Annotated in this window: 26 protein-coding genes and 1 pseudogene; 12 read left to right on the forward strand and 15 right to left on the reverse strand. The window is 64.3% G+C overall.

The window, feature by feature from the left end; translation table 11 throughout:
• Positions 1–202, reverse strand: a pseudogene (locus tag GSQ89_RS30060) (RNA polymerase subunit sigma); the annotation flags it as partial.
• A 470-nt stretch (positions 203–672) separates the two neighbouring features.
• Here GSQ89_RS30060 and GSQ89_RS30065 point away from each other — a divergent pair.
• Positions 673–1,533, forward strand: a complete 861-nt coding sequence (locus GSQ89_RS30065) for a polysaccharide deacetylase family protein (RefSeq protein ID WP_158931793.1) — start codon at positions 673–675, stop codon at positions 1,531–1,533.
• A 77-nt stretch (positions 1,534–1,610) separates the two neighbouring features.
• Here the strand turns inward: GSQ89_RS30065 and GSQ89_RS30070 are convergent, their stop codons facing one another.
• The 4 genes from GSQ89_RS30070 to GSQ89_RS30085 form a co-directional block, all read right to left on the reverse strand.
• Positions 1,611–2,627 (reverse strand): alpha/beta fold hydrolase, encoded by a 1,017-nt coding sequence (locus tag GSQ89_RS30070; protein WP_158931794.1) that lies wholly within the window; start codon positions 2,625–2,627, stop codon positions 1,611–1,613.
• Between the two features lie 186 nt (positions 2,628–2,813).
• A complete protein-coding gene (locus GSQ89_RS30075) occupies positions 2,814–4,331 on the reverse strand; it encodes a DHA2 family efflux MFS transporter permease subunit (RefSeq protein ID WP_254073430.1) in 1,518 nt (505 codons plus the stop codon).
• A gap of 27 nt (positions 4,332–4,358) precedes the next feature.
• Positions 4,359–5,495 (reverse strand): HlyD family secretion protein, encoded by a 1,137-nt coding sequence (locus GSQ89_RS30080; protein ID WP_158931796.1) that lies wholly within the window; start codon positions 5,493–5,495, stop codon positions 4,359–4,361.
• A complete protein-coding gene (locus tag GSQ89_RS30085; RefSeq protein WP_216856483.1) occupies positions 5,495–5,980 on the reverse strand; it encodes a MarR family winged helix-turn-helix transcriptional regulator in 486 nt (161 codons plus the stop codon). Before GSQ89_RS30085 ends, GSQ89_RS30080 begins: the two co-directional genes overlap by 1 nt.
• 118 nt (positions 5,981–6,098) lie before the next feature.
• Between GSQ89_RS30085 and crcB the strand changes: the two genes are divergently transcribed.
• Genes crcB through GSQ89_RS30105 form a run of 4 tightly spaced genes read left to right on the forward strand, consistent with a single transcriptional unit; the run spans position 6,099 to position 9,441 of the window.
• Positions 6,099–6,476 (forward strand): fluoride efflux transporter CrcB, encoded by a 378-nt coding sequence (crcB, locus tag GSQ89_RS30090; RefSeq protein WP_158931797.1) that lies wholly within the window; start codon positions 6,099–6,101, stop codon positions 6,474–6,476.
• A gap of 57 nt (positions 6,477–6,533) precedes the next feature.
• Complete coding sequence (locus tag GSQ89_RS30095; RefSeq protein ID WP_158931798.1) at positions 6,534–7,751, forward strand: amidohydrolase family protein; 1,218 nt, start codon at positions 6,534–6,536, stop codon at positions 7,749–7,751.
• The gene (locus GSQ89_RS30100; protein ID WP_158931799.1) at positions 7,748–8,050 is read left to right on the forward strand and encodes a DUF4387 domain-containing protein; all 303 of its coding nucleotides are present in this window, start codon (positions 7,748–7,750) and stop codon (positions 8,048–8,050) included. Before GSQ89_RS30095 ends, GSQ89_RS30100 begins: the two co-directional genes overlap by 4 nt.
• The gene (locus GSQ89_RS30105; RefSeq protein ID WP_158931800.1) at positions 8,047–9,441 is read left to right on the forward strand and encodes an acyclic terpene utilization AtuA family protein; all 1,395 of its coding nucleotides are present in this window, start codon (positions 8,047–8,049) and stop codon (positions 9,439–9,441) included. The genes GSQ89_RS30100 and GSQ89_RS30105 overlap by 4 nt, the downstream gene beginning before the upstream one ends.
• A 7-nt stretch (positions 9,442–9,448) precedes the next feature.
• On the opposite strand, the gene GSQ89_RS30110 is transcribed toward GSQ89_RS30105, so the two are convergent.
• The 4 genes from GSQ89_RS30110 to GSQ89_RS30125 all read right to left on the reverse strand — a co-directional run bounded on the left by GSQ89_RS30110 (position 9,449) and on the right by GSQ89_RS30125 (position 13,101).
• Positions 9,449–10,198: an SDR family NAD(P)-dependent oxidoreductase gene (locus tag GSQ89_RS30110; protein ID WP_158931801.1), complete on the reverse strand. Its 750-nt coding sequence runs from the start codon at positions 10,196–10,198 to the stop codon at positions 9,449–9,451.
• A 69-nt stretch (positions 10,199–10,267) separates the two neighbouring features.
• Positions 10,268–10,639, reverse strand: a complete 372-nt coding sequence (locus GSQ89_RS30115; protein WP_158931802.1) for a nuclear transport factor 2 family protein — start codon at positions 10,637–10,639, stop codon at positions 10,268–10,270.
• Positions 10,640–10,658: 19 nt separating this feature from the next.
• Entirely contained in the window at positions 10,659–11,516 is an 858-nt protein-coding gene (locus GSQ89_RS30120; protein WP_158931803.1) for a dihydrodipicolinate synthase family protein, read from the reverse strand.
• A gap of 7 nt (positions 11,517–11,523) precedes the next feature.
• Positions 11,524–13,101, reverse strand: a complete 1,578-nt coding sequence (locus GSQ89_RS30125; RefSeq protein ID WP_158931804.1) for an ABC transporter substrate-binding protein — start codon at positions 13,099–13,101, stop codon at positions 11,524–11,526.
• Between the two features lie 86 nt (positions 13,102–13,187).
• Between GSQ89_RS30125 and pncA the strand changes: the two genes are divergently transcribed.
• Both pncA and GSQ89_RS30135 read left to right on the forward strand, forming a co-directional pair.
• Complete coding sequence (gene pncA / locus GSQ89_RS30130) at positions 13,188–13,817, forward strand: bifunctional nicotinamidase/pyrazinamidase (RefSeq protein WP_158931805.1); 630 nt, start codon at positions 13,188–13,190, stop codon at positions 13,815–13,817.
• 6 nt (positions 13,818–13,823) lie between these two features.
• Entirely contained in the window at positions 13,824–14,288 is a 465-nt protein-coding gene (locus GSQ89_RS30135; RefSeq protein WP_158931806.1) for a DUF2147 domain-containing protein, read from the forward strand.
• A gap of 6 nt (positions 14,289–14,294) precedes the next feature.
• Here GSQ89_RS30135 and GSQ89_RS30140 read toward each other — a convergent pair whose 3' ends face one another.
• From GSQ89_RS30140 to GSQ89_RS30165, 6 genes are all read right to left on the reverse strand, one after another.
• A complete protein-coding gene (locus GSQ89_RS30140; protein ID WP_158931807.1) occupies positions 14,295–15,425 on the reverse strand; it encodes a M20/M25/M40 family metallo-hydrolase in 1,131 nt (376 codons plus the stop codon).
• Between the two features lie 33 nt (positions 15,426–15,458).
• On the reverse strand, positions 15,459–16,685 hold the full coding sequence (locus GSQ89_RS30145) for a BREX system ATP-binding domain-containing protein (RefSeq protein ID WP_158931808.1): 1,227 nt from the start codon (positions 16,683–16,685) through the stop codon (positions 15,459–15,461).
• Positions 16,685–17,626 (reverse strand): BREX system ATP-binding domain-containing protein, encoded by a 942-nt coding sequence (locus GSQ89_RS30150; protein WP_158931809.1) that lies wholly within the window; start codon positions 17,624–17,626, stop codon positions 16,685–16,687. The genes GSQ89_RS30145 and GSQ89_RS30150 overlap by 1 nt, the downstream gene beginning before the upstream one ends.
• 16 nt (positions 17,627–17,642) lie before the next feature.
• Positions 17,643–18,428: a hypothetical protein gene (locus tag GSQ89_RS30155; RefSeq protein ID WP_158931810.1), complete on the reverse strand. Its 786-nt coding sequence runs from the start codon at positions 18,426–18,428 to the stop codon at positions 17,643–17,645.
• Between the two features lie 149 nt (positions 18,429–18,577).
• Positions 18,578–19,501, reverse strand: coding sequence for a nucleoside hydrolase (locus GSQ89_RS30160; RefSeq protein ID WP_254073431.1), 924 nt, complete (start codon positions 19,499–19,501; stop codon positions 18,578–18,580).
• Between the two features lie 20 nt (positions 19,502–19,521).
• Complete coding sequence (locus GSQ89_RS30165) at positions 19,522–20,340, reverse strand: helix-turn-helix domain-containing protein (protein ID WP_158931811.1); 819 nt, start codon at positions 20,338–20,340, stop codon at positions 19,522–19,524.
• A gap of 102 nt (positions 20,341–20,442) precedes the next feature.
• Between GSQ89_RS30165 and GSQ89_RS30170 the strand changes: the two genes are divergently transcribed.
• The 5 genes from GSQ89_RS30170 (at position 20,443) to GSQ89_RS30190 (ending at position 24,657) form a co-directional block, all read left to right on the forward strand.
• On the forward strand, positions 20,443–20,853 hold the full coding sequence (locus tag GSQ89_RS30170) for a PaaI family thioesterase (RefSeq protein ID WP_158931812.1): 411 nt from the start codon (positions 20,443–20,445) through the stop codon (positions 20,851–20,853).
• A gap of 110 nt (positions 20,854–20,963) precedes the next feature.
• Positions 20,964–21,596, forward strand: a complete 633-nt coding sequence (locus tag GSQ89_RS30175) for a LysE family translocator (RefSeq protein ID WP_158931813.1) — start codon at positions 20,964–20,966, stop codon at positions 21,594–21,596.
• Between the two features lie 26 nt (positions 21,597–21,622).
• Positions 21,623–22,879 (forward strand): MFS transporter, encoded by a 1,257-nt coding sequence (locus GSQ89_RS30180; protein WP_158931814.1) that lies wholly within the window; start codon positions 21,623–21,625, stop codon positions 22,877–22,879.
• 89 nt (positions 22,880–22,968) lie between these two features.
• Entirely contained in the window at positions 22,969–23,691 is a 723-nt protein-coding gene (gene phbB, locus GSQ89_RS30185; protein WP_158931815.1) for an acetoacetyl-CoA reductase, read from the forward strand.
• Positions 23,692–23,781: 90 nt separating this feature from the next.
• Entirely contained in the window at positions 23,782–24,657 is an 876-nt protein-coding gene (locus GSQ89_RS30190; RefSeq protein ID WP_158931816.1) for a TauD/TfdA family dioxygenase, read from the forward strand.
• Positions 24,658–25,163 lie beyond the last annotated feature (506 nt).

The raw sequence follows: 25,163 nt of genomic DNA on the forward strand, positions 1-25,163 counted from the left end.
TCTGCCAGATCGCCAGCATGGTTTCCTGGGCCAGTTCCTCGGCCGCGGTGGGGTTGGATCCCGCCCGCAGCATCCAAGCCTTCACCCGTGGGCCGAACCAGGCGAACAGGTCGGCGAAGGCCGCCCGATCGCGATGCAGGGCAATGGCCTGGATCAGGGCGGCATGGTCGGGTCCGGCGGATGTTGAGGGAGTCTCGGTCATTCCTCCCATTGCCGTTCGGCGACGAAATGGCAGCACCCGCCCCCAGTCTCCGGTTCGATCACGGCTCTGACGGCTGCGGGGCCTGGTGGCTGTTGCATTCATGGACCCTCTTACGGGAGACAGGCGCGACTGGATCACATCGGTGGTGGGCGATCCAGACGCCGGACTGCCGCGTGTCAGGACGAGAGTGTAACCAAGAATCGCGGCGAAATAACCGGGTCGCTTGGTGCGCACCGCCATCAGCCTTTCACCGTCATGTCGGATGCGGCGTCCAGCGGTGAGCATGGTTGGGACGGAGACGGTCTCGGTGATTGGCGGAACGGTCAAAGCACAGCATTTTACGCCACGGGACGATGCCGATCTGGACACCTTCCATGAGCTGACGCCAAGGTGGATCGGATCGCGATTCACCACCAAAGATGGGTCCGAGATTCGCTGCTTCCGGGCCTGAGCCCGACTTGGGGGACACTATGAAGACCGAACAGATGCCAGAGGGCTGGCCGAAGGGCCGGCCGCTGGCTGTTTCCGTCAGCGTGATGCTGGAAGGGTGGGCCGCGCCCGATGCACCAGGCATGGGGCCGATGGGCAATCTGTTGAAACCCGGCACGATCGATCTACAAGGCCGGTCATGGGCCGATTACGGCGCCAAGGTCGGTGCGTGGCGGTTGCTCGATCTGCTGGACCAGGAGGATACGAAGGCGGTCTTCTATACCTCCGGCGTGGTGGCCGAGCAGTTTCCGGCGCTGCCGGGGGCGATTGCCGGACGGGGACACACTGTCGCGGCGCATGGCTGGAGCCAGGGCACCCTGCCCCCGTATCTGACGCCGGAGCAGGAAGCGGCCGATATCGCCCGGTGTGTTGCAATTCTGACGGCGACTGTTGGAGCGGCTCCGGCGGGCTGGCTGAGTCCGCGATGCACCCCGAGCGCTGCGACGTCGGGTCTGTTGGCGGCGCAGGGGTTCGCGTTCCATGCAGAGATGTTCGATTCCGATCTGCCGTATCGGATCGAGACTGCATCCGGTTCTTTGATCGGCGTGCCGTTCACGATGGAGGTGAACGACATGCCGCTTTATGTGCGTTACGGCAATGAGCCGGACGCGTTTACCCGGACGCTGACCCGGATCGTGGAAGGCTGGTCTCGGCTGGGCAGCCCGCATGCGTGTCTGGATATCACGGTGCATGCCCATGTGTTCGGGCGTCCCTATGGGGCGCTGGCATTGCTGGATTCACTGGCAGTGGTGAAGCAAAGCCCGCATTGCTGGCTGACGAACCATGCCGAACTGGCCCGGCTGTGGGCGAGCAATATTCAGAGCATGATAGCTTCAGATTGAAGCTATCATGCTCTGATCTGTATGTTTGAGAGGGCGATTCAGGTTTGAGGTTGAAGTCAACCTCAAACGATCGCGCTCTAATCGTCTCCATCGTCGGGGTCTTGTTTCGCGAGCCATATCGCGGCCGCGCGCTCCGCACCGGATGGCAGTGCCACCTGGGGATCGCGGATCCATGCCAGTATGTCGCCCATCGGTGTCGCCCGGTCCTTGTCACGCAACATCAGGTGATAGCCGTTGGGGTAGAACGCCTGGATTGGGCCGGGCGGCAACGCTTGCCATATCGCGGCCGTGGCCTGGGGCGGGACGAGTTCATCGTGTCCGCCATACAGGAACAACGCGGGCGCGTGGAAATTCGGGGCGGCCGCCGATGCCTTGTCCATCAGGTCGACAAGGCCCTTGATGGCGTCCACGCGGGTTTCGTAGATCGTCAACGGATCGGTCGACAGGCGGATCAGTGCCTGGCGATTGTCGGTGGCGGTCACCTTGACGATCCCGCCGCCGGCCACGTGCAGTCCGGGCACAATCCTGTTCGCCAGCCACAGGACGGCGCGCGTCGGCAGGTTCATCTCCTCCCGGCTCCACACCGCCGGCGCCACCAGCACGTAGCCGCTCACTTGCGGCGGATCTGGCTGGGTGGCCAGGACTATCAGGGCTGCCGCACCCATGCTTTCGCCCATCAGGAAAAGTTTGATGTGCGGGTAGCGTTGCCGGACCAATCGGATCATGACCCGAATATCGGACGTCAGGCCATCGGTTCCCGGCCACAGGCCGCGGGTTCGGGTTGCACCAAAGCCTCGGAGATCGGGCGCGATGACCGCGATCCCCGCCGCGGTGAAGTACGGCGCGGGATATTCCCAGGCGTCGCGGCTGTCGTTCATGCCATGCAGGGCCAGGACCACGGCGGTGGGGACACCATCCGGCAACCACTCCCGATACGGCAGTGCGGTGCCGTCCGGCATGACGAACACATCGGACGTGACTGTCGGCTGCTCCACCCTGGGGCCGGGCGGCGCGATGTGGGCGACGCATCCGGCGACCAAGTTCACGGCCAGCATGGCGCCGATCAGGCGCCGGTTCACACGCGGCAGGCGCATTCCAATGTCCCGAATGTTCGGCGCGTTGGTGCGTAGCAGACGGGGCGCGTCCAGGACAGCAGGTGGCGATAGTTGACCATCGCAGGGTTGCTTGGTCCTTCGCTGACCGGACAGATCATAATACGATTAAGAAATAACAAAACATCGAGAAAGACGAACCCGCCCGCGTAGCCCGCACAATCCTGTTCAATCCATCGCCGCGTGCGCTTCGATGGGCGCCGAAGTCAGCTTCGGGCGGCGCAGCAGAAGCAACAGCAGCAACGACGGCAGGGTCGAGATGATCATCATCCAGTAATCATCGATATAGGCGATGATCTGCGCCTGCTGGTTGACGATCTGATCTATTACCGCGGCGCCATGCACATGCATCGGGTTCCACGCGCGACTCACCGCTCCGCCGCCCTGAAGTGCCCGGTTGAACGGCGTCACCGAGGCGCCGATCGATTCGTGCAGCACCTGTGTGTTATGCGCGAGCATGGCGGAGGTCACCGAGACACCGACCGCCGCACCGATATTGCGGAACAGGCTGAACAGCGAGGCGCCGTCGGTGCGGTACTGCGGCGGCAGGGTGGCGAAGGCCAGGACCTGAAGCGGCAGGAAGACGAACCCGAGGCCGGCACCCTGCACGATGATCGTCATCACGATCGTCCACTGAGCAATGTCGGGGGTCCAGGTCGTCATCTCCCACATCGACCAGGACAGCATCAGGATGCCTGCGGCCATCAGCTTGCGCGGGTCCATCTTGTTCGACAGCCGGCCGCCGGTCATCATCGCCGTCATTGTGCCGATGCCGCGCGGCGCCATGATCAGGCCGGCCATCTCCACCGGGTAGTTGGCCAGGTTCTGCAGCCACGGCGCCATCAGGGACGAACTGGACACCAGGATGGTCCCCGTCGCGGCCATCAGCACCAACCCGGCGGTGAAATTACGGTCTTTGAACAGAAGAACCGGAATGAATGGTTTCTTCGCCGTGATCATGTGGACGACGAACAGGTAAACGCCGAGCCCGCCCAACACGGCCTCGGCGATCACTTCGGTGGAGGTAAACCAGTCCTGGTCCTGTCCACGGTCCAGCATCATCTGCAGGCCGCCGATTCCCAGCGACAGCACGCCGAAGCCGATCCAGTCGAAGCGCAGATTGAAGTTGCCGAACGACCGCGGCATGAAGAACGCCAATCCCAGCGTCGCCAGGATGCCGAACGGCAGGTTGATGTAGAAGACATAGCGCCAGTTGTACATCTCGGTCAGGTAGCCGCCGAGAGTCGGCCCGAGGATCGGCCCGACCATCACGCCGACGCCCCAGATCGCCATCGCCTTGCCGCGCTGTTCGGGCGGATAGATGTCCATCATCGTCGATTGCGACAACGGCACCAGTGCGGCGCCGAACATGCCCTGCAACAGGCGGAACGCCACCATCTGCGACAGTGACTGCGCGGCACCGCACATCATCGACGTGCCGGTGAAGCCGATCAGGCAGGTGATGAACAGGTATTTCCGGCCGAACCGCGACGCCAGCCAGCCGACGGGGGCCGTCATGATCGCCGCGGCGGTGATGTAGGAGGTCAGGACCCAGGTGATCTCATCATACGTCGCCGACAGGCTGCCCTGCATGTAAGGCAGCGCCACGTTGGCGATCGTCTGATCCAGCGCCTGCATCAGCGTCGCACCGACGGTACAGAGCGTGATGATCAGGCGATGCGGCACGCGTTCCTGCGGCGCGGATATCATCCTTTAGAACAGGTCGCGCCAGCTTCGGACATGACCAGTGTCGATGTCGGTCACGACACTCATGCCCGCCCGCAATTCCGGGTCGCCGTCCTGATGCTCGACCTTGATGCGGACCGGGATGCGCTGGACTACCTTGACCCAGTTGCCGGAGGTGTTCTGCGCCGGGAGCACGGAGAATTCCGATCCACTGTTCGGCGCGATCGCCTCCACTTCGCCCTTCCAGGTGCGGCCGGGATAGGTGTCGACCGTTACGTCGACCGAATCGCCCGGTTTCACATAGGTCAGCTCAGTTTCCTTCGGATTGGCCTCGATCCAGACGTTGTCGGTCGAGACCAGCCCGAACGCCGCCGTCGCGGCGGACAGATACATGCCAGGCTGCACCGTTTCCACCTGGGTGACGATGCCGCTGAACGGCGCGTAGATCACGGTGTGGTCCAATTCACGCTTCGCCTCATCCACTTTGGCCTGCGCCTGCAGGTAGTCATTCATGGTTTTGACATCGACTTCGGGGTCGCCACCCAAACGGGCCAGTTGCACGGAGGCTGCAACCTTGAGGGCCGCCACCGCCTGCTTGTCCGCCATCAGCTTGAAGCGGGCGTTGTCGTAATCGGCCCGCGTCACGCCGCCGTTTTTGACCAGTCCGGCATAGCGATCGTAATTGGCCTGGTCGGAATCCACCTCCGCCTGCCGCACATCGACATCGCGCAGCATCCGCTTGTAGTCGAGCTTCATGGCATTCAGGGTGGAGACCATGCCATCGCGATTGGCGGTCGCGCCGGCCAGCGCGATTTCGAACGGGCGGGGGTCGAGGCGCAGCAGCACATCGCCCTTTTTCACGCGCTGCCCTTCACGCACCGGCACCGACTGGACGATACCGGAGACGTCTGTGGCGATCGTCTCCTTCGCGGCGCGGACATAGGCGTCGTCGATCGACACCACGCGTCCGCCGGTCAGCCAATAGAAGCCCACACCGACGATCACCACGGCGATGCCGCCCAGCATCAGGATCGGCCGTATGATCGATCCGGCGATCCGCCGCCGGACAGGTGCCTCGGTGACGCGATCGGACACACGGGGCGCCGATCCGGGGATCGCTCCTTGGGTCATCGCCCCTTGAGAAGGCAGCGTGGCCTCGGACATCAGACGGCCTCCCGAGCGTCGGTTTCGACGGGGTCGGTGCCCCGCCGGGACGCGTGACTGTCGTGGGTCAGGATCGCTTTCATCCGAATTAATGCCTCAGTCATGATTTCTATGGACGCTTCGTCAATTCCCACCGTCACGATTCGAGTCATGTCGGCACGTTGGCGGTCGATCTCATGCAAGACGTCCCGCGCCGGTTCCAGCAGATGCAGCCGCCATATCCGCCGATCCCGTGGGTCCGGACGCCGTTCGACCATGCCGCGTGCTTCAAGACGGTCGATCAGACGGGCCACCGAGATGGGCTCGACTTCCAGTATTTCGGACAATTCTTTCTGGGAAATGCCCGGCTGGCGTTCCAGCCAGATCAGGATAGCCCATTGCGCCCGGGTCATGCCATGCTGGCGCGCACGCTTATCCGCGTCCACGCGGAGAAGACGGGCGACGTCGTTCATCAGAAACAGCAGATCGCGATGAAATTCATCCAATGACGCATCCTTTGGTTGCGCTGATCATAAGTGGCGTTATCATATATATGCCAGTTTTGTTGCCATGCGTCGAGCGCAAGGCCGCTATCCACCGGCAGAGCAACGTTAAGGTTTGAGTATGGGCGCATGGATCGCGGTCGCTGTCGGCGGCGCAATGGGCAGTGTGGCGCGGTTTTGGCTGACTGGCGCGATGACCGCGTTGACCGGGCCTCGGTTCCCCTGGGGCACGCTGCTAATCAACGTGCTGGGGTCGTTGGTCATCGGATTGGTCGCCGGGCTTACACTGACTCCGGCGCGCGTTGCGATGCATCCGGACATCCGCATCTTCCTGATGACCGGCGTATGCGGCGGATTCACCACGTTTTCCGCATTCAGTCTGCAAACGCTGGACCTGCTGCAAACCGGCGATGTCGGCCCGGCCTTTGGCTATGCCATCAGTTCCGTCGTGCTGTGTGTCATCGCCACCTATTGCGGCTGGATGCTTGGACGCCTCTGACGCTTTACAGCCGCGACGCGCTGCTGGCACCGTGGCGGTGCAACATAGGGGGACGGCATGGACCTGATCATACGCGATGCGCGCCTGTTCGATGGGTCCGCGGTCGATATCGGCGTCGCTGGCGGAAAAATCGTGGCCATCGAGGCGGGATTGGCCGCTTCCGCACCGGCGTATGATGCAGCCGGTCACCTGGCCTGTGCCGGGCTCGTCGAGACCCATATCCACCTCGACAAAAGCCGCATCATCGACCGCTGTCCGCCGGAAGACGGGCGCAATGCCAACGCCGTCCCGCGCGTCGCCGCCGTCAAGCAAAGCTTCACCGAGGAAGACGTCTATCGGCGCGCCAGCACCACGCTGGAGAACTGTATCAAGTTCGGCACGACGCGGATGCGGACGCATGTCGAACTCGACGGCGGTGTTGAAATGCGCAGTTTCGATGCTTTGGAGAAACTGCGTCATGACTATGCCTGGGCGATCGATCTCGAGTTGTGCGTGTTCCCGCAGGAGGGGCTGACCAACAACAAGCGGTCTGACGAATTGCTGGTGGAGGCGTTGAAGCGTGGTGCGCGCGTCATCGGCGCGGCGCCCAACTACGATCCCGACAAAAGCGGGCAGATCCATCGGATATTTGAGTTGGCCCGGGAATATGACGCCGACATCGACATGCATCTGGACTCGGGCAACAGTTCGGCGGACATGGATATCCATCTGGTTTGCGAACTGACCAAGAAATACGGCCTGGGCGGGCGGGTCGCCGTCGGGCATGGGTGCAAGTATTCGACTTTGCCGCCGCGCGATTTGCGGGTGTTAGCCGCGGAGATCGCTGACGCGGGCGTGGCCGTCACCGTGCTGCCGGCCACCGATCTTTACATGATGGGGCGCGACCAGGACCACAGTGTCCGTCGAGGTGTCGCCGATGCCAATGTGCTGGTGGAGAATGGCGTCAACTGCTCGATCTCATCGAATAACATTTTGAATCCGTTCACGCCGTTGGGTGACGGAAACCTGATCCGCATCGCCAACATGCAGGCCAATGTCTGCCAGATCGGCGAGGCGGCCCGGTTGCGCGAATGTTTCGCCATGTTGACGGAGCGGTCGGCCAGGTTGATGCGGCTGAAGGATTACGGCATCGCCGTCGGCAATCCAGCCGACATCGTGGTGTTTGATGCGGCGACTCCGGAGCAAGCGATCGCCGAAATCCGCGGTCCGCTGGTCGCGTTCAAGCGTGGCGTGCGGACGGTAACGCGGCCGCGGGCGGAGCTGCACCGGCCATGAAACTCTCCGACATCGCGCAGGTGATCCGCAGCAAGAACGCGGGGCCTCGGCGGCTGACGCTGGATATCATGTTCGGTTCGGACGCGGATTATCAGCGAGTCGTGCAGTCGCCGGCGCTGGGGGCCGCCAATATCGGGCGGCTGTATCGGGTGCCGGCGGAGGCGGTGAAGATCATTCCCTATCCGGTCGGACGGGCGATCAAGATCGTGATGGCGCGCAGCATCATGGCGGGCGATCCGGGAGATTATGACGTTTACGGTGCGCAACAGCACGCACCGCTGCTGGGGATCGAGATATGAGTGCCTCGGGCCGGGTAATCGCCGAATTCCGGCGGGCTGGGCGGCCGATGCGGCTGCTGGGGGCGTCCGGGCAGCTTGGGTACGGCATCCCTGCCGCGTCGTTCAAAGCCGGGATCGAGCGCAAGCCCGACCTGATCGGCTGCGACATGGGATCGATCGATATCGGACCGACCTATCTGGGCAAGGGGGAGATGGCGACGTCGCCGGCGTCCACGCGGCGTGATCTGCGCCGGGTGCTGAACGCCGCCCGCGGGCTGGATGTGCCGCTGGTGATCGGGACCGCCGGGTCGGCGGGTGCCGGACCGCACCTGGACGCGACACTGGCGATGCTGCGTGACATCGCTCGGGCAGATGGGCTGCGGTTTCGGATGGCGGTGATGCGGGCGGATGTGCCTCGGCCGGCGTTGCTGGAAGCGGTTCGTTCCGGTCGGGTTTCCAGCTTTGATGGAATGCCCGCCCTGACCGAGGAAGACGTCACCGAAGCCGCCCATATCGTTGGGCAGATGGGGATGGGGCCATTTCGAAAAGCGCTCGAGGCCGATGTCGATGTCATCGTGGCGGGACGCGCCTGCGATACGGCGATTTTCGCGTCGCTGCCGGCGTTGCTGGGATTTCCGGTTGGGCTGGCCATGCACATGGCCAAGATCATCGAGTGCGGGTCGTTGTGCTGCGTGCCGGGCGGGCGTGATCCGATCCTGGCGGAACTGGACCATGACGGGTTCGTGTTGGAAAGCATGAATCCGGAGCGACGGGCGACCCCGACCTCGGTTGCGGCGCATAGTCTGTATGAACAGTCCGATCCGTTCATGATGCAAGAGCCGGACGGCACGCTGGACCTGACGCATGCGCGTTATGAGGCTGTGGACGACCGCCGAGCTCGGGTCGGCGGCGCGACATGGCAGGATACGACGCGGCCGACGATCAAGCTGGAAGGGGCTCGCAAGATCGGGGAACGGGCGATGCTGCTGTGCGGGTCGGCCGATCCTCGGTTCATCGAACAGTGTAAGGCGCTGCTGCCGAAGGTCGCCGACCTGGTGCAAAGCCTGGTCTGCGAGGAACAGCCGATGGACTACACGCTGCGGTTCCGCGTGTACGGCATCGACGGCGTGCGCATGGTGGTGCCGGAGAATGAGCCGCCGCCGGGCGAGGTGTTCATCATGGGCGAATGCATCGCCCCCACCGCCGAACGCGCCGCCGAGGTGGTGCGCACCTGCAAGCAGTTCCTGCTGCATTTTGGCTATCCCGGCCGGTTGTCCACCGCCGGCAACGTGGCGTTTCCGTTCACGCCCCCTGAGGTTTCCCTAGGTCCTGCCTACCGGTTCAACGTGTATCACCTGCTGCACGTGGACGACGCGGACGCGTTGTTCCCGGTGGAGATCGAAACGGTCTGAACCGACCTTACGGCCCGACGAACGCCCCGCCGTTCACATCCAGGATGGCACCGGACAGGTAGCTCGCGGCCGAGGTGCAGAGGAAGGCGATTGGCCAGGCCAGTTCCTCGGGCCGTCCAAGCCGCCCCATCGGCAGGGTGGGACCGAGGTTGAATCCGCGGGTCATCGGCGTTTCCACCGGCCCGGGGGCGACCGCGTTCACCAGCACGCCGCGCCCCACCGCGTTGCGCGACAGCCATTTCACCAGCGCATGCACGGCACCCTTGGACGCGACGTAATCCGGCGGCGTGGTGGGCGACGTGCCGCCAGTCTTGCCGGCCACCGATCCGACCAGCGCGATATTCCCGCCGCCATGCGCCGCCATGTGGTCGATCGCCACGGTGGCGAGTTGCAGCGGCACCCGCACGTTCACGTCCATCAGTTGATGAAACCGTTCGTTCCAGGCTGCATCTTCCCGCCATGGCCGGCCATTCAGGATGCCGGCGCAATGGGCCACCGCATGCACCCGGTCACCGGCGAACAGCGAGGCGAGGAACGCGTCGTCGGTCAGATCCCCCTGCGCCAGCGAACACGCGCCGCCGGCGGCCTGGATTTCATCGCGCGTAGCGTCCACCGGCGCTCGGTCGTTGATCACGACATGGCCGCCAAGTTGGGCAAGCACCAGGGCAGTTGCCTTGCCGATTCCGCTGGCGGCGCCGGTCACCACGACACGCTTGCCTTGCATGGACAGGGGCGTGGGCAAAGGAAATGCGGTCATCAAGGCGTCCCTCCGGTCTGTTTTACCGGATCATCCCGCCCTGATGCGCATCTGTCCAATGCGGCTGGGTCAGCGCGTGTCGGTATGGAACGTTTTCGAGACGATCTTCCAGCCGTCCGCCAGCTTCACGAATGTCAGATAGTCGGTGAAATACCGGGGCGGAATCTGGCATTGCACCTTGACGAAGGCCGTCGTCGGGCTCGATCGGTCGATGTGCACGATGAAGTCGTTGCGTGGCAGATCCTGGCTTTGGGCGGATTTGCGAGACCGCACGAACGCGAACCATTTTTCGCGCGGTAGGTCCGCCAGAGTCCCGTCCGTAACGCTGAACAGATGGGACACGTCGTGGAACACCACCCCGAGCTTGGCCGTGTCGCCTTCATAGAGTCCATCGAAATAGGTCTGGACTGCATGTTCCAGGTCGTTCAGATCGGATGCCATTGCTTCCTCCGTAAATGCCTCAGCCTTCCAGCCGGGACAGCACCACCGCCGCCCGCCTCGCGGCTGCTTCATCGGCCGACCGCAGGGGCGGCCGCACCCGATGCCAGATGGGTTCGTCGGTCATTTCCGCAAGCGCCGCCTTCATAATGGGAATCCCATCAATGCAATCACAGGCTTCTTGCATGTCCGGTTCGGCTTCGGTGCCGTCGAACATCCGGCGCACCAGGCTGGGCACTAAATTCGCCATGCCACAAATCGTCCCCGCGCCGCCTTGTGCCAATGCCCTGGCGATCAGCACTTCCGCACCGACCAGCACCGCCGTATCGGGTGCCTCCCGCCGGAACGCCAGGAAGCTTTCGAAATCGCCTGTGCTGTCCTTGACCCCTGCCACGACCGAACCGTACCGAGTGCGTAACCGTCCCAGGACGGCAGCCGGCACGGCGACGCCGCTGACCTGCGGGATGTGGTACAGGCAGGCGGACAGACGGTCATCGGCGACGCCGTCGATCACCTCGGCGAAGGCGTCCTCGATCCCAGCTTCCGGCGCGCCGGCAAAGTAGAACGGCGGCAGGATCATCGCCTGCGTAATGCCCAGGCTCAGCGATGCCTTTGTCATGGCGATCGTATCTATGACCGCCGGGCAGCCGGTTCCCAGCGCCAGCTTCGCCGCGGGTACGCCGGCGCGCAGCACCGCCTCACTGGCCACCAGCCGTTGGGTGATGGAGAACGACGGTCCCTCACCCGAGGTTCCGAACAGCACCAGCCCGTCGCAGCCGCGTTGGATCAGCCGATTCGCATGATCCGCCAAGGCTGTGTGATCGACGGACCCATCCGGTGCGACCGGAGTCGCCGAGGCAGCCCACAATCCAGAAATCATCAGCGCCTCACTTCATCCGGATGAACCGGTAGGGAAAGAAATTGTCCGCCAGTTGCGCCACATCGACATTCGTCTTCGCCGCCCACACGATCACCTGCTGGTGCAGCGGAACTGTCGCCACATCCTTCTGCACGATCTCGGTCGCCTGGTTGATCATCGCCATCCGCTTCGCTTGATCGGTCTCGACACCGATCTTCTCGATCAGGTCGTCCAGCGCGGGATTGGAATAGCCGCCGTCGTTGACTTCACCGCGCTTGCCGTTACGCGTTCCCAACAGCGTGTAGAGCGGATTGTGTGCGTCGTAGGTCGCCGGCGTCCAACCCAGCATGTAGAAGTCGGTGTTGTAGTCGGGCTCACCGATCTTGGTGAAGAACTTCGATTTCGTTTGGGCGTTCAGGTCGACCTTGATGCCGATGCGGGCCAGCATCGGCACGATCGCGGTGCAAATCTGCTCATCCATCACGTAGCGATCATTCGGGCAGTCCAGCCCCACGCGAAAGCCGTTCGGATAGCCGGCCTCGGTCAACAGTTCCTTCGATTTCGCCGGATCGACCTTCGGCCGCACGTCCAAGGCCGCGTTGTAGCCGTTGATGCCCGGCCCCCACATCTCCCATGTCGGGTGGCCCAGGCCCAGCATGACCTTGCTGGCGATGGCTTTCTCATCGATCGCCAATGCCACCGCTTCGCGCACCCTGACATCCTTGAACGGGTTCTTGCCTTTCACGTCGGAGCTTGGCAGTTCGGGGCGGCTCTGATCGAAGCCCAGGTAGATCGTCCGCAGTTCGGGGGTCTGCAATATCTTCAATCCCTCGCTCTGCTTGATGCGGGCGATGTCCTGCGGCGGCACGGAGTAGATCATGTCCACCTCACCCGACAGCAGCGCGGCGACCCGGGTCGGCGCGGAGGAGATCACATTGAACTCCACCCGGTCCGGGGCGTCCCCGAACTTGTCCCACCACAGCGGGTTCTTCTCCACCACCGTCTTACGGTCCGGCTCACGTGAAACCAGCTTGTAGGGTCCTGTCCCCATCGCGTTATGCAGTGCGTAATTGTCGGCCTTGCCGATCGTCACCGGCTCTGTCGAATTATGGGCCTCGCACCAGGCTTTCGACATGATCAGCAGGTTGGTCTGTTCCTGCAGGAAGATCGGATCGGGCTGGAACGTCTCGAAATCCACCGTCAGGTCGTCGATCTTGCGCGCTTCCTTCACCACCGACATCGGTGCCCGCATCTGCGAATCCTGGGCCAGGACCCGCTTCAGCGTGAACACCACATCGTCGGCGGTAAACGGGGACCCATCCTGCCATTTTACGCCCGGCCGCAGATGGAAGCGCCAGACGGTGGGCGATGTCTGCTCCCACGACGTCGCCAGCGCCGGTTCCAACGCGAGATCGCGATTGCGCCTGACCAAAGGCTCGTAAATATTCGCCAGGAAGCTGAGCTGAACGGTTTCCTGCCGCGTCGCCGGGTCCATCGCATTGACGTCGCCGTCATTCGCCCAGCGGAAGGTGGCAGCTTCCGCGATTACGGGGGTCACCGTCAATGCGGCCAGGAGGAGCGTCGCGGATAGCGGAATGCGCAGCATCAATTTTGTCCCCAGAGTTCTTGTTTGCTCAGCCTTACCGAACGAAACTAAACCGAATACGGCGTTCGTGAACAGAGAAAGTGCCGATGCGAACCGATATCCTTGGACTGATTGATATCCAGCCGACGTTCATGCCCGGCGGCGAACTGCCGGTCGCGGACGGCGACGCGATCGTTCCGATCGTCAACCAACTGCTGGCGCGCTTCGACCACGCGTTCGCAACCCAGGATTGGCACCCGGCCGGCCACGCGTCCTTCGCCAGTGCGCATCCGGGCCGGCAGCCATACGATGCGATCGACATGCCGTATGGCACCCAGGTGCTGTGGCCCGACCACGGAATCGCCGGCACGCCGAACGCCGCGATCCATCCGGCCATCGACCAGACGCGGATCGAGGCGGTCATCCGCAAGGGATTCCGGCCGGCCCTCGACAGCTACTCGGCGTTTTTCGAGAATGACCGCCGGACACCGACCGGCCTGGAGGGGTGGCTGCGCCAACGCGGGTTTTCGCGATTGTTCCTGTGCGGCCTTGCCACCGATTTCTGCGTGGCGTGGTCGGCGGAGGATGCGGTTCGGCTGGGTTTCACCGTGACCATCATCGAGAATGCATGCCGCGGGATCGGGTTGCCCACCCCGGACGGAAGAACAACAATGCACGCCGCGCGTGACAGATTGACCGAATTGGGCGTGTGTTTTGTCGGAAGCGACGCCATTTAGCGTTTCATGCTCCGATTTCTTGCCCTCGTCAGCGCACTGCTGTTGTCCGCCATCTCCGCCCGAGCCGCCCCGGGATTGACCGGTTTGTGGCTCACGCAGGATCGCAATGGCGTCATTGAGGTCTCGCACTGCGGCGACAGGCTATGCGCCCGCATCGTCGGGGTTGTGCTGGACCACCGGGACGACAAGATGCCGGTCGACTATCAGGGCACGTCGCAGTGCGGCCTGCCGCTGATCAGCGATGCCGCGGAAATCCGGCCGAATTTTTGGAAAGGCCATCTGACCGATCCGCGCAACGGCAGCGTCTACGGGGCGGAGATCCATCTCGATCCGGATGGCAACCTGGCCCTGCGCGGTTACCTGGGATTCACCTTGTTGGGGCGCACCCAGACCTGGACCCGGTATCCCGGGACGCTGCCGGCCGATTGCCGCCTGGAAGCCGGTGCCGGATCGAATGAGGCCAGCCGCTGAAGCGGGTCAGGCCAGTGCCATGAGCAGCCCCGCCATCAGCTTGCCGCGATAGGCCAGGCTGTCGACCTGGATGTGTTCGTCCAGCGTGTGCGCTCCGGCGCCGGCCACGCCCAACCCATCCAGGGTCGGTATGCCCATCGCCCCGGTGAAATTGCCATCCGACCCGCCGCCCGAACTTTGCGGGTTGATCGTGTAGCCGAGGCCTTGGGCGATGCCGTTCGCCGTCTCATACAGCGCCATCCCCCGAACGTCCGGTTCCCAGACCGGCCGGGTGACGCCGCGGGTCACCTTGAACTGAACCTCGTTCGACGACCCGCGCAGGCCCAGCATCGCGGCGACGCCGCGGTCGAGGTCCTCCTGCCGCTTCGCCATCGACAGCGCTTCGCCCGTGCACGTGGTGGTGACGCAGTTGACCCACGCGCCGCCGTGGATCACGCCGACGCTGAAGGTGCAGCTTTCGGTGGTCATGTCCTCGATTTCGATCAGTTTGCGGGCCATTTCCCGGATCGCCGACCGGCCCTCACCCAGGCGGGCACCGGCGTGGCTCGGCCGACCGGTGGCCTCCAGGTTGAAGCGGGCGATGGCGTAGCGGCCGGTGACGACGCCGCCGTCGGGACGCGCTGGTTCGGGGACTAGGACGTATTTGTGGCGGGACGCTTCGGCCTCGATCAGGTCGCGGGTGGAGGGGCTGCCGATTTCCTCGTCGCTGGTGAACAGCACGGTGATCGGCAGTTTCGTGCGCTGGCCAGCGCGTTGCAACTGGCGGATGGCCTCCAGCGACAGGTAATTGCCGCCCTTCATGTCCAGGATGCCCGGTCCCCAGGCTCGGTTGCCCTCGCGCCGGAACGGCAGTTTTTCCAGGGTTCCGATCGGATGCACGGTGTCGAGGTGGCCCATCACCAGGATGCCCGGAACATCAGGGGCGGCGTGCGGAAAGGTGGCGCGAACGCAGTCGCCGCAGCCCATGCGGCCGGCGACCCGCTCGATGCGGGCACCCGCCAGGACAAGGGCACGAGAGGCGAGGTCCATCATGCGGTTGACCGAGGCGGCGTCGAAGGTCGGGCTTTCGCATTCGACCCACTCACGCAGGCCGGTCAGCATGGTGTCGGCATCGAAAGGCAGGGCATCGGGGTTCATGGGTAGACCTTTGTCATGCGGAACGGCGTGGCATCAGCCGGGAGTGTCGAAGCCATCCGGCGTCTCGGTCAACCGGTCGTCCTGGGTGTAGTCGGTGATCGATACCGTCTCGACCACGCTTGCGTGGATGCCGGCGACCCGCAGCATGTCCCATTGCGTGATCCAGCCGCGGATGTGGTGGCGCATCGTCCGGTTCGCCTGCCGGGCGGCGATTTCCGCCGGGGGCGCCGGCCAGCCATAGGCTTCGGTATAGGCGGCCCGGAGTGCTGCTTCGTGCCGGCGCAAATCCTCGTCGTCCGGTGTCGGCAGTTTCATCGCCGCCTGGATCGCACGCATCGCGAGGCCAGCCAGTTCGGCATGCCGCGGCACGTTGCGCAACCGCAGCCGTTCGGTCAGTTTCTCGGCGTCCTGCTTCGCATTGATCACGGCATCGGCGAAGTCGTCGGTGATCGCGCAGACGGCGAAGATGCCCGGGATGCGGCTGGTTTCATCCAAGCCGATCCATTGCCCGAGTTCGGCATAGGCAAGCGCACGCTGCAGCGGCCCATAGCGACCGATCAGTTCCACCTCATCCAACAGCACCACCCACCCGGCGAACCCGGCGGCACAGAACAGTTGCGGCATGAAGCGCATCCGCTGGCGAACCAGTTCGGCGGGTGCGACGGGCCCAATGTCGAACAACGACCGGACGTGCTTGTCTTTCAGCGCTCGGCGCACCGACGGTCCCGGCGGCCTGCCGTCGGTCAGAAAAGCCTCGATGCCATGGCGCAATTCCGCATCCATGCCGCGGCCGATAATGTGGAGCACGGCGCTGAACATCGGCGACATCGCGGCCTGCGGCGTGCTGGCCCACAGTTCGAGGCTCTGCATCGCGCCTTCCAGGCGCTCGACGTTGGCCAGCGCCCGGGTGACCGCATCGTCGTTGACGCCACGCATCGTGGCGTTGCGCATGGCCGCCGCGTAGGTCACGCCCGGCATCGACAGCGGGGTTTCCTTGCTGACCGTGACGGTGCTGACGACGAAGTTGCGCTGCAACGCCGCCTCGCGCAGGTAACCGAGGAGGTGGGATTTGCCGGTGCCGAAGCCGCCGGCAACGGCGAACCCCGATGTTGGCGCATCGGCGGCATCGTCGAGCGCGGCCTCGAAGCGTGCCTCGATCTGGTCGTCGGGACAACCGAGCCGCTTGATCGCCTCGCTGTTGGGCACGCCGGCACGGAGTGCCTCGATCGCTTGCCTCGCCGGCACTCGGTCGCGCAGCATCATAGCACCTGCACCAACGGTGCCAGCGGGTTGTCGCCGTGCTGCGGCCGCACATCGTCCCAAACGCGCATCTTCAAGGCGGTGTACTGGTTCAGCGAGCGGCGCAGATCATCGGCCAGCAGCAGAGGATCGGCGAGGACAGCCAGAAAAAAGCCCTCCAGATGACCGGCGTCGTCGATCATCTGCCGCAGCACCTCATAGCAATCCATCACCGCCGCCGGGGAGTAGGCGTGGCCGTCCTGCACGTCTCGCCGATCCCGCAGCAGGCGGCGAACGTCGATCATCAGCAGGATGCCGGTTCCGCCGCACAGGCGCAGCCAGTGGCACAGTGATTTCAGCATGGCGCGGGCATTGTTGCGGCCGATTTTGGCACCGATCTGTGCGGTCCTCGCTGCCCCGAGGCGTCCGGGCGCGCCTTGCAGCCAGTCCAGGATCGCGTCGCGTAGGGCGTCCCGATCGTCGGCCAACCGCGTCGCGAGCAGAGCGATCATGGCATTGCGGAAATCCTGCGCGAGATTGGCATCCTGCCACACCGTGCGGGTGATTTCCTGGTTGATCTGCATGCGCATCAGCGCCGGAGCGACCTCATTCGCCTCGGCGAGGACGGCGAGCGTCGTACGCCGGCCGGGATCTGGCCAGCGATATCCGCTGTCGATCACCACACGCTCCAACTGGGTTTGGGTCAGCGCGTCCCAGTCGATCGACCTGGCGATGGCGAAGAACAGATTCTGCAACAAATGCAGTTTGGTCGTCGCGGTGTCGATGGCGATCACCGTCAAACGGCACGCCCGTCCCAGGTGGGTCAGGCGCATCGATACGTTGTCGGTCTGGTCGGCGTTCGCGGCGATCACGAAGCGAACGGCGCTGCCGCCGTCCGGGATGAAGGACGCGAGGTACTCCTCACGCATCAGATCCAGCCAGGCCTCAAGCGGGATCGCCATGCGAAATCCCTCCCATTCACGCCGGCGGCAGGAAGCGAATGCCGACGAAAATATGCTCGCCGCCGCGTTCGTCGTACACGGTCAGCCGATCCGCCCCCTTGCTGCCGGTGGAGGCTGGCAGGGTAAAGCCAAGGCCGGCTCTCGTCCGCGTGTCGGGCTCGCGGTTGAGCCGCAACAGATCGCAGACGAAGGCCTCGCGCGGATAGTCCGCCGCGGCGGCCGGCAAGAGGGTGAGCAAGCCATGGATGCGGGATAGCGACACGATCGGGCCGTCCGAACCGTCCTGCGGCTTCCAGCCGGGCGGCACCAGATGCTGATAGGCGCGCCATAGCTGTTCGAGGAAGCCCGCCGCGTTGAAACGGCCGGCCTGCTGGGCGGCCTTCAACGATTTTACCAACGCAGAGGGGCGGATCGCACGCACCATTTTCCGTCCGACGCGCACGCCCGGGGTTTTCGCGTCAAGTTTGAGCACCAGGGGAAAGGCGCTCAGTCGGCCGTCGCGCTCGATGATGGTGACACCCTGGCGGGCGGCTTCGGCCATCAGTTCGGCTAAATACGTCCCGCCGGCGAAGGCGTCCTCGGCATCATATATGAACGATCCATCCAGGGATTTGAACGCCATGACAAGACGGTCCACCGCGTCCGGTGCCGGCTCAAGTTGCGTGGTCACGCCGTTGATGTCGCCGGTCGCCGCCATGCGGCGGGCGCGCTTGAGGCGGCCAAGCAAGCCGTTGGCCTGACGCTCCGCTTCCGCCAGCCTCGTTTCAAGTTCAGATAGCGCTGATTCCAGCTCAATTGTCATTCGTTGGTGCCCCGGATGAACGTTTAGCCTAGATTCGCGCGTTGGCCATCCCGAACATGACGCATGGATCGCGTCTTCCTGGCGGCGTTGCAATGTTGCGGGCGGATCCGGACGGCCGATCGTATCGAGCATGTCGTGACGACACGCGATCACGGCAGCAGCGTGAGCCTTTCGCCCAGCAGCGCGAACAAACCGTCCGCATCGACAGTTTCAAGCACCTTGGCATTCACTGGATCGCCCGTGCGCCCCCAGCGATCGATCACCGTCCGGCCGCGGCTGGGTCCTGGCCCCAAATCCATCCGTACCGCGCAATCCCGCGCAGTGAACAGGTCCGGACGGATCAGCCATGCAACGGCGCAGGGATCGTGCAGCGGCGCCCCGATCCCCCCCAGCCGGCGCGACGGCGACACCGTTGCCTGGATATCACACGCGGCATTGAGGCTTCGACCGTTGCCGAGGCGACGCCATGCCGCGAGCCTGGCCGGTGTGGCTAGTGCCTGCGCCGTCAATTCCAAAGTCGTGAACACCACCGGGCGGCCGCTTGCCAGCAGGATGGCCAGTGCCTCCGGGTCGCTCCAGGCGTTGAATTCCGCGGCAGGCGTGACGTTGCCCTCGGCCCAGGCGCCGCTCATCAGCACGATCTGCCGCACGCGGGCGGCCAGCGCCGGTTCGGTGGCCAGGGCAAGGGCCAGGTTGGTGGCCGGCCCGATGCCGATCAGTGTCACCGGTTCGGCGCTGTCGCGTAAAATGCCCCGAATAACATCGGCCGCCAGTCCGGGGGCGGCGGTTCCGCCGCGCGGCAGGACGACACCACCCAGCCCATCCTCGCCGTGGACACCGGTCTCACTGACAAACGCTCCCAGCAGTGGGCGGTCGGCCCCGGCATGGACCGGCACCTCGGACCCTGCCAGGGCGGTCAAAGCGAGCGCGTTGGGCAGCGTATGTACCAGCCCGACATTGCCACCCGCCACCGTGACGGCGAGTACTGACAGTTCGGGCGAGGCCAGCGCCAGCAACAGCGCGATCGCATCATCGGTGCCGGGGTCACAATCGAGAATCACGGGGATCGCCACGTTTTGTCTCCCTTGTTGAATTACGGTTCGGAGGCAAACCGCCGCATCGCCTCTACCGTGGTGTGGTCGGCCGGAAAGAAGCACTCCAGCGCCAGTTCGGACAGGGTGATGTCGACCGGCGTGCCGAACACCGTCGTGGTGCTGAAGAAGGACAGCACTCCGGCATCGGTGGCCAAACGGAACGGCACCGCCACGTTGCCGAACGACCGACCCGCCGCCGGTGGGGCCTCGCCGTGCGGTACCGGATAGGACCGCAGTTCCGCCAGCAGGTCGACCAGTACCGGGTCGCCGGAGGCATCGATCTGCTGGCGCAGTCGGACCAGCAGGTGCGCCCGCCATTCCGGCAGGTTGACGGTGCGCGGTGCCAGCCCGGACGGATGCAACCCCAGCCGCAGCACGTTCACCGGTGGCCGCAGCAGCGCCGGATCGACGCCCACGATCAGTGGTGCGATCGCCCGGTTGGCCGCCACCATGCACCAGTGACGATCGATCGCGAGCGCCGGATGCGGCTCATGCCCCCTCAGCACCAGATCGACCGCCTGCCGCACCGCACCCAGTGTCGCGTCGTCGAGCGGCCGTTCCGGAAACACCGGGGCGTAGCCCGCGGCGTGCAGCAGCACATTCCTGGCGCGCAACGGGACATTCAGGCGCTCTGCCAGGTGCAGCACCATGTCGCGGCTCGGCACCGACCGCCCGGTTTCCAGAAAGCTGAGATGTTTGGTCGAGATGTCGGCTTCACAGGCGAGGTCGAGTTGGCTCAGGCGCCGCCGCTGCCGCCACTCGCGCAGCAGGGCGCCGACGGGACGGGACGACGGGGCAGTCACGGTGATCAACGTCATATGCAACGCTACCGCGGGCCGTGGCGCAATTCCATTACCTGGCGGTTAATGGGTGAGCAGATCAGACCGTGGCATACTTAGGTGGGAACAAGGGAGCACATCATGGACGACCTTCAGCGCCTGCGCCAATCGCCGCTGCCCTTCGCCGCCCTGCTCGGTATCCAGTTCACCAGCGCGGCGCCGGACCGGGTGACCGCCGAACTTGTGGTCCGCGATGATCTGTGCACAGGGCCGGCTATCCTGCATGGCGGTGCGATCATGGCCTTTGCCGACACGCTGGGGGCCGCTGCGACCGTCATCAACCTGCCCGCCGGCACCGGCACCACGACCATCGAATCGAAAACCAATTTCCTCGCGCCGGCACCGGTCGGTACCAAGGTCCTTGCCGAGACCACACCCGTCCATCGCGGCCGGCGCACCATGGTCTGGCAGACACGCATCACGACTGAGGCCGGCCGCACCATCGCGCTGGTCACGCAGACGCAACTGGTGATCGAGCCGCGGGCGCCGTAACGCGACCAGCGGGGTTGGCGTCCGATCCGGCCGCGGCATTTCCCTTACTGGCCAGCAACGTGATATCCATTCGGCGGGCCGGAACCGCCGGTCAGCGCAGGAGTCGCCTCATGCCGGGTTTGTCAGGTCTTGCCGCGTTTTCACTGATTACGGTCGGACTGGTGCTGACGCCGGGTCCGAACATGATGTATCTGATTTCGCGATCGATCTCCCAGGGACGCATGGCCGGGCTGGTTTCCCTGGGCGGGGTCGCGCTGGGGTTCGTGTTCTATATGCTGAGCGCGGCCTTCGGCATTACCGCCCTGCTGCTGGCGGTGCCGTATGGCTACGACGCGCTGCGTTTCGGTGGTGCGGTGTATCTGCTGTATCTCGCATGGCAGGTGCTGAAGCCGGGCGGCCGGTCGCCATTCCAGGTCCGGACGCTCCCCAAGGATAGCCGGGGACGGCTGTTCATCATGGGGCTGGTGACGAACCTGCTGAACCCGAAAGTCGCCATGCTGTTCCTGTCGCTGCTGCCGCAATTCGTCGATCCGGCGCGCGGCAGCATCCTGGCGCAGTCGCTAGTGCTGGGAACCGCCTATATCGTCATCAGCGTCAGCGTGAACGCCTTGATCGCGATGACCGCCGGGTCCATCGCGGCGTTCCTCGCCGACCGGCCGCTCTGGCTGGTGGTCCAACGCTGGGTGATGGGCACGGTTCTCGCCGGGATGGCGCTGCGATTGGCGACGGACTCGCGTCGCTGACGCCCCGGAATGGCCGGTTCTAAGTGATGGCGCGGATGTTCTTCGGCTGGAAAGTGGTTTCGGCGGCGTTCATCGTCGCCATTTTCACCTGGGGGATTGGCTTCTATGGGCCGCCGATCTTCCTCAACGCGATCCATCAGAACCGAGGCTGGTCCATCCCGCTGATCTCGGCCGCATTCACCTGCAACCTGCTGATCGGCGCCGTCGTCATGACCAACCTCGCGTGGCTGCACGCGCGGTTCGGCGTCGCCGCAGTGACCCGAGCGGGGGCGGTGCTGACGGCGTTGGGGCTGGTTGGCTGGGCGCTCGCCGCCGAACCGTGGCAGCTTTTCGCCATCACGCCGATCAGTGCCTCGGGCTGGGCGATGACCAGCGGCCCGGCGCTTAACGCGATGGTCGCGCCTTGGTTCGATCGGCGCCGGCCCGCCGCGCTGTCGATGGCCTATAATGGCGCCAGTTTCGGCGGCATCGTCTTTTCACCGCTGTGGGTCGCGCTGATCGGTCATTTCGGTTTCCTGGAGGCGATGGCGCTGGTCGGCGGCGCGATGGTCGCCATCGTATGGTGGCTAGCCGGGCATTATTTCGTGCCGACGCCGGAGGAGATGGGTCTGCGGGTTGACGACGGCCCTTCGGTGGCCACGCCCGTGCGACGTGTATCGGCGGCGAGTCAGCCGATCGGACCCGCCGGTCCGTGGCGAGACCGCCGGTTGCTTACCCAGGCGGCGGCCGCTGCCCTGTCGCTGTTCGCCCAGGTCGGGCTGATGATGCAGTTGTTCTCCCTGCTGGTCCCGGCACTCGGCCAGGGCGCCGCCGGTGTCGTCCTGGGGTTCGCGCCTGCCGCGGCTCTGGCTGGCCGTTCCATTACGGCTCGACTTATGCGCCCCGGGATCAACCGCCGCCTGGTCGGGATGGCGAATAGCATCGTGCAGATCGTTGGATCGGTCGCATTGTTGCTCGCCGCGGGGCGGAATGTGCCGCTTCTGGTGACCGGATCGCTGCTGTTCGGTCTGGGGATCGGCACCACCGCGTCCATGCCGCCGCTGATCGCCCAGGGTGAGTTTACGCCATCCGACCTGCCGCGCGCCGTGGCACTGGTGATGGGTATCAGCCAGGGATGCTTCGCCTTCGCCCCGCTGGCCTTCGGCACTTTGCGCATAACAGGCAGCGACGGTCACGCTCCCCTGGTCTTTGCCGCCTCGGCGGCCTTGCAGATGGCCGCGGTAGTCGCCCTGTGGCTGGGTATGCCCCGGGCGGCCGTCGGCTTGGCGGAAGACCTGTCGTAACCACGTGATCCATGATGGTTTGACCTTTGCATGTTCCACGGAAGCGGTCAGACTGCCCCGGTCTGGAGCAACAAAAAGGGGAGGTTCCGATGGCACGCATCGCACTGGTTACAGGCGGAACTCGGGGTATCGGCGCGGCGATCAGCCTGACGCTGAAGGCCCAGGGCCGTACCGTCGTCGCTAACTACGGATCGAACGATGCGGCCGCCGAAGCGTTTCAAGCGGAAACCGGCATCGCCATCGTCAAATTCAACGTTTGCGAGTTTGAGGCATGCGAGGCCGGCATCGCCAAAGTCACCGCGGAGCACGGTCCGATCGATATCCTGGTGAACAACGCCGGCATCACGCGCGACGGTACCCTGCTGCGCATGCGGCGGGACATGTGGGACGCGGTTCTGGATACCAACCTTGGCTCCTGCTTCAACATGTGCAAGCTGACGTTCGAGGGCATGCGCGAGCGCAAGTTTGGCCGTGTCGTGAACATCGGCAGCATCAACGGGCAGGCCGGACAATATGGCCAGGTGAACTATGCCGCCGCCAAATCAGGCATTCACGGTTTCACCAAGGCGCTGGCACAGGAAGGCGCGCGCTATGGTATCACCGTCAATGCGATCGCCCCTGGTTATGTCGATACAGAGATGGTGCGCGCGGTCCCCGGCGAGGTGCTGCGCAAGATCGTCGCGAAAATTCCCGTCGGACGCCTGGGCCATGCCGAAGATATCGCTCGCGGCGTGGCGTTCCTGACCGCCGAGGATGCAGATTTCGTTACTGGATCGACGCTGTCGATCAACGGCGGGATGCACATGTATTGAGCGGCGTGGGCGGGCTCTGACCCGCCTGCCGGCTTGCCATCGGTTGGAAAGCGGAGTCATCATTCCGGCAAGGAAGGAGGGCTTCAGCCCATGAACGCGCCACGCAACACGCAATACCGTCATCTGGACGTCCAGAAGATCGCCGGATCACTCGGTGCCGAGGTTCGCGGGGTCGATCTGTCGCAAGATGTGTCCGAGGAAGTGCTGGCGGAAATCCGAGCCGCGCTGCTGGACAATCTGGTGATCGCGATCCGCGGCCAGAACATCACACCGGACCAGCAACTGGCCTTCGCACGCCGCTGGGGCGAGATCCATCTGCATCCGTTCATGCAAGGGATGGAGGACTATCCGGAGATCCTGAAGATCGTCAAACGACCCACCGACAAGAAGAATTTCGGCGGGTCGTGGCACACCGACCAGATGTTCTCACCCAGCCCTGCCATGGGTACGATGCTGTATGCGCTGGAGGTGCCCTCCGCCGGCGGTGACACGCTGTTCACCAATCAATATCTTGCCTACGAAAGCCTGTCAGATGCGATGAAGGACATCGCCGGGCAGCTTCGCACCGTCTGCGTCGGCGACAACTTCAAGGCGGCCAACGGCCTGTCGCGCAAGGAACGCTACGACCGGCAAATGAGCGAGATGAAGGTCAAGGACCCTGGCGACGTCATCACCACCAGCATCCATCCGCTGGTGCGGACCCACCCGGAGACCGGCCGCAAATCCATTTACATCGGTGGCCACGTGCAGAACTTCGATGGCATGACCGACGAGGAAAGCCAGCCGCTGATGGACTTCTTCATGAAACAGTCCACCAGGCCGGAACATACCTGCCGGGTCCGCTGGGAAGCCGGCACGCTGACCTTCTGGGACAACCGCTGCACCCAGCATTTCGCGATCAACGACTACCCGTCCGAAACACGCCTCATGCACCGCATCACGATCCGCGGAGATCAGCCGTTTTAGGGGATGAGGAGCGGGGTGCCGCCGCGCACCCCGCCAAGGGCCGTTGATCCTGAGTCTTGGTTGCGTGCCGGCGTCGCGAGGCCGCTGGCATCGCGGGAATTCGCCGCAACGCACTGCCAGGCCAAACCAAGCCTCGACCGGGAACGGCGAAACACTTACCCGGCGGTCAATCTATTACAGCGCCAACGGGCGCAATGGATGACAAAACCAAAACGAAGATGACGATTGTTTTGCGGGCTCCGGTGAAACCCACTCTCCAAAAAAACGGCGTCCGAAGACGCCGCTTAAGTTTGGGGGGGAAACGTCACGCGGATGAGGCCTAGCCGTCATCCGCACTACCGAAATTGGGTGGCACATCGTCATGTCAAGTTCACGGTCGCGCGCGTTTTCCGATACATCGCCATAACCCTCCTTAATATCGGTATCATCGAGTGGCCAGGGGCTGGCCGGGCGCCTGGGTTCCATCCTATATCGCGGCCTTCCGTCCATTTTATCCTCCCCATCAG

Origin of the sequence: Acidisphaera sp. S103, assembly GCF_009765975.1 — a bacterium.
Taxonomy (GTDB): Bacteria; Pseudomonadota; Alphaproteobacteria; order Acetobacterales; family Acetobacteraceae; genus Rhodopila.

Excerpts from the sequence above, each read along its gene's own strand:
- GSQ89_RS30110 (WP_158931801.1), bottom strand. The coding sequence starts at position 10,198 with ATGACCGCATTTCCTTTGCCCACGCCCCTGTCCATGCAAGGCAAGCGT.
- GSQ89_RS30105 (WP_158931800.1), top strand. The coding sequence starts at position 8,047 with ATGAGTGCCTCGGGCCGGGTAATCGCCGAATTCCGGCGGGCTGGGCGG.
- crcB (WP_158931797.1), top strand. The coding sequence starts at position 6,099 with ATGGGCGCATGGATCGCGGTCGCTGTCGGCGGCGCAATGGGCAGTGTG.
- GSQ89_RS30100 (WP_158931799.1), top strand. The coding sequence starts at position 7,748 with ATGAAACTCTCCGACATCGCGCAGGTGATCCGCAGCAAGAACGCGGGG.
- GSQ89_RS30120 (WP_158931803.1), bottom strand. The coding sequence starts at position 11,516 with ATGATTTCTGGATTGTGGGCTGCCTCGGCGACTCCGGTCGCACCGGAT.
- GSQ89_RS30135 (WP_158931806.1), top strand. The coding sequence starts at position 13,824 with ATGCTCCGATTTCTTGCCCTCGTCAGCGCACTGCTGTTGTCCGCCATC.
- GSQ89_RS30155 (WP_158931810.1), bottom strand. The coding sequence starts at position 18,428 with ATGACAATTGAGCTGGAATCAGCGCTATCTGAACTTGAAACGAGGCTG.
- GSQ89_RS30140 (WP_158931807.1), bottom strand. The coding sequence starts at position 15,425 with ATGAACCCCGATGCCCTGCCTTTCGATGCCGACACCATGCTGACCGGC.
- GSQ89_RS30115 (WP_158931802.1), bottom strand. The coding sequence starts at position 10,639 with ATGGCATCCGATCTGAACGACCTGGAACATGCAGTCCAGACCTATTTC.
- GSQ89_RS30070 (WP_158931794.1), bottom strand. The coding sequence starts at position 2,627 with ATGCGCCTGCCGCGTGTGAACCGGCGCCTGATCGGCGCCATGCTGGCC.
- GSQ89_RS30180 (WP_158931814.1), top strand. The coding sequence starts at position 21,623 with ATGGCGCGGATGTTCTTCGGCTGGAAAGTGGTTTCGGCGGCGTTCATC.
- GSQ89_RS30165 (WP_158931811.1), bottom strand. The coding sequence starts at position 20,340 with ATGACGTTGATCACCGTGACTGCCCCGTCGTCCCGTCCCGTCGGCGCC.
- GSQ89_RS30190 (WP_158931816.1), top strand. The coding sequence starts at position 23,782 with ATGAACGCGCCACGCAACACGCAATACCGTCATCTGGACGTCCAGAAG.
- GSQ89_RS30145 (WP_158931808.1), bottom strand. The coding sequence starts at position 16,685 with ATGCTGCGCGACCGAGTGCCGGCGAGGCAAGCGATCGAGGCACTCCGT.
- phbB (WP_158931815.1), top strand. The coding sequence starts at position 22,969 with ATGGCACGCATCGCACTGGTTACAGGCGGAACTCGGGGTATCGGCGCG.
- GSQ89_RS30065 (WP_158931793.1), top strand. The coding sequence starts at position 673 with ATGAAGACCGAACAGATGCCAGAGGGCTGGCCGAAGGGCCGGCCGCTG.
- GSQ89_RS30170 (WP_158931812.1), top strand. The coding sequence starts at position 20,443 with ATGGACGACCTTCAGCGCCTGCGCCAATCGCCGCTGCCCTTCGCCGCC.
- GSQ89_RS30150 (WP_158931809.1), bottom strand. The coding sequence starts at position 17,626 with ATGGCGATCCCGCTTGAGGCCTGGCTGGATCTGATGCGTGAGGAGTAC.
- GSQ89_RS30175 (WP_158931813.1), top strand. The coding sequence starts at position 20,964 with ATGCCGGGTTTGTCAGGTCTTGCCGCGTTTTCACTGATTACGGTCGGA.
- pncA (WP_158931805.1), top strand. The coding sequence starts at position 13,188 with ATGCGAACCGATATCCTTGGACTGATTGATATCCAGCCGACGTTCATG.
- GSQ89_RS30125 (WP_158931804.1), bottom strand. The coding sequence starts at position 13,101 with ATGCTGCGCATTCCGCTATCCGCGACGCTCCTCCTGGCCGCATTGACG.
- GSQ89_RS30080 (WP_158931796.1), bottom strand. The coding sequence starts at position 5,495 with ATGTCCGAGGCCACGCTGCCTTCTCAAGGGGCGATGACCCAAGGAGCG.
- GSQ89_RS30095 (WP_158931798.1), top strand. The coding sequence starts at position 6,534 with ATGGACCTGATCATACGCGATGCGCGCCTGTTCGATGGGTCCGCGGTC.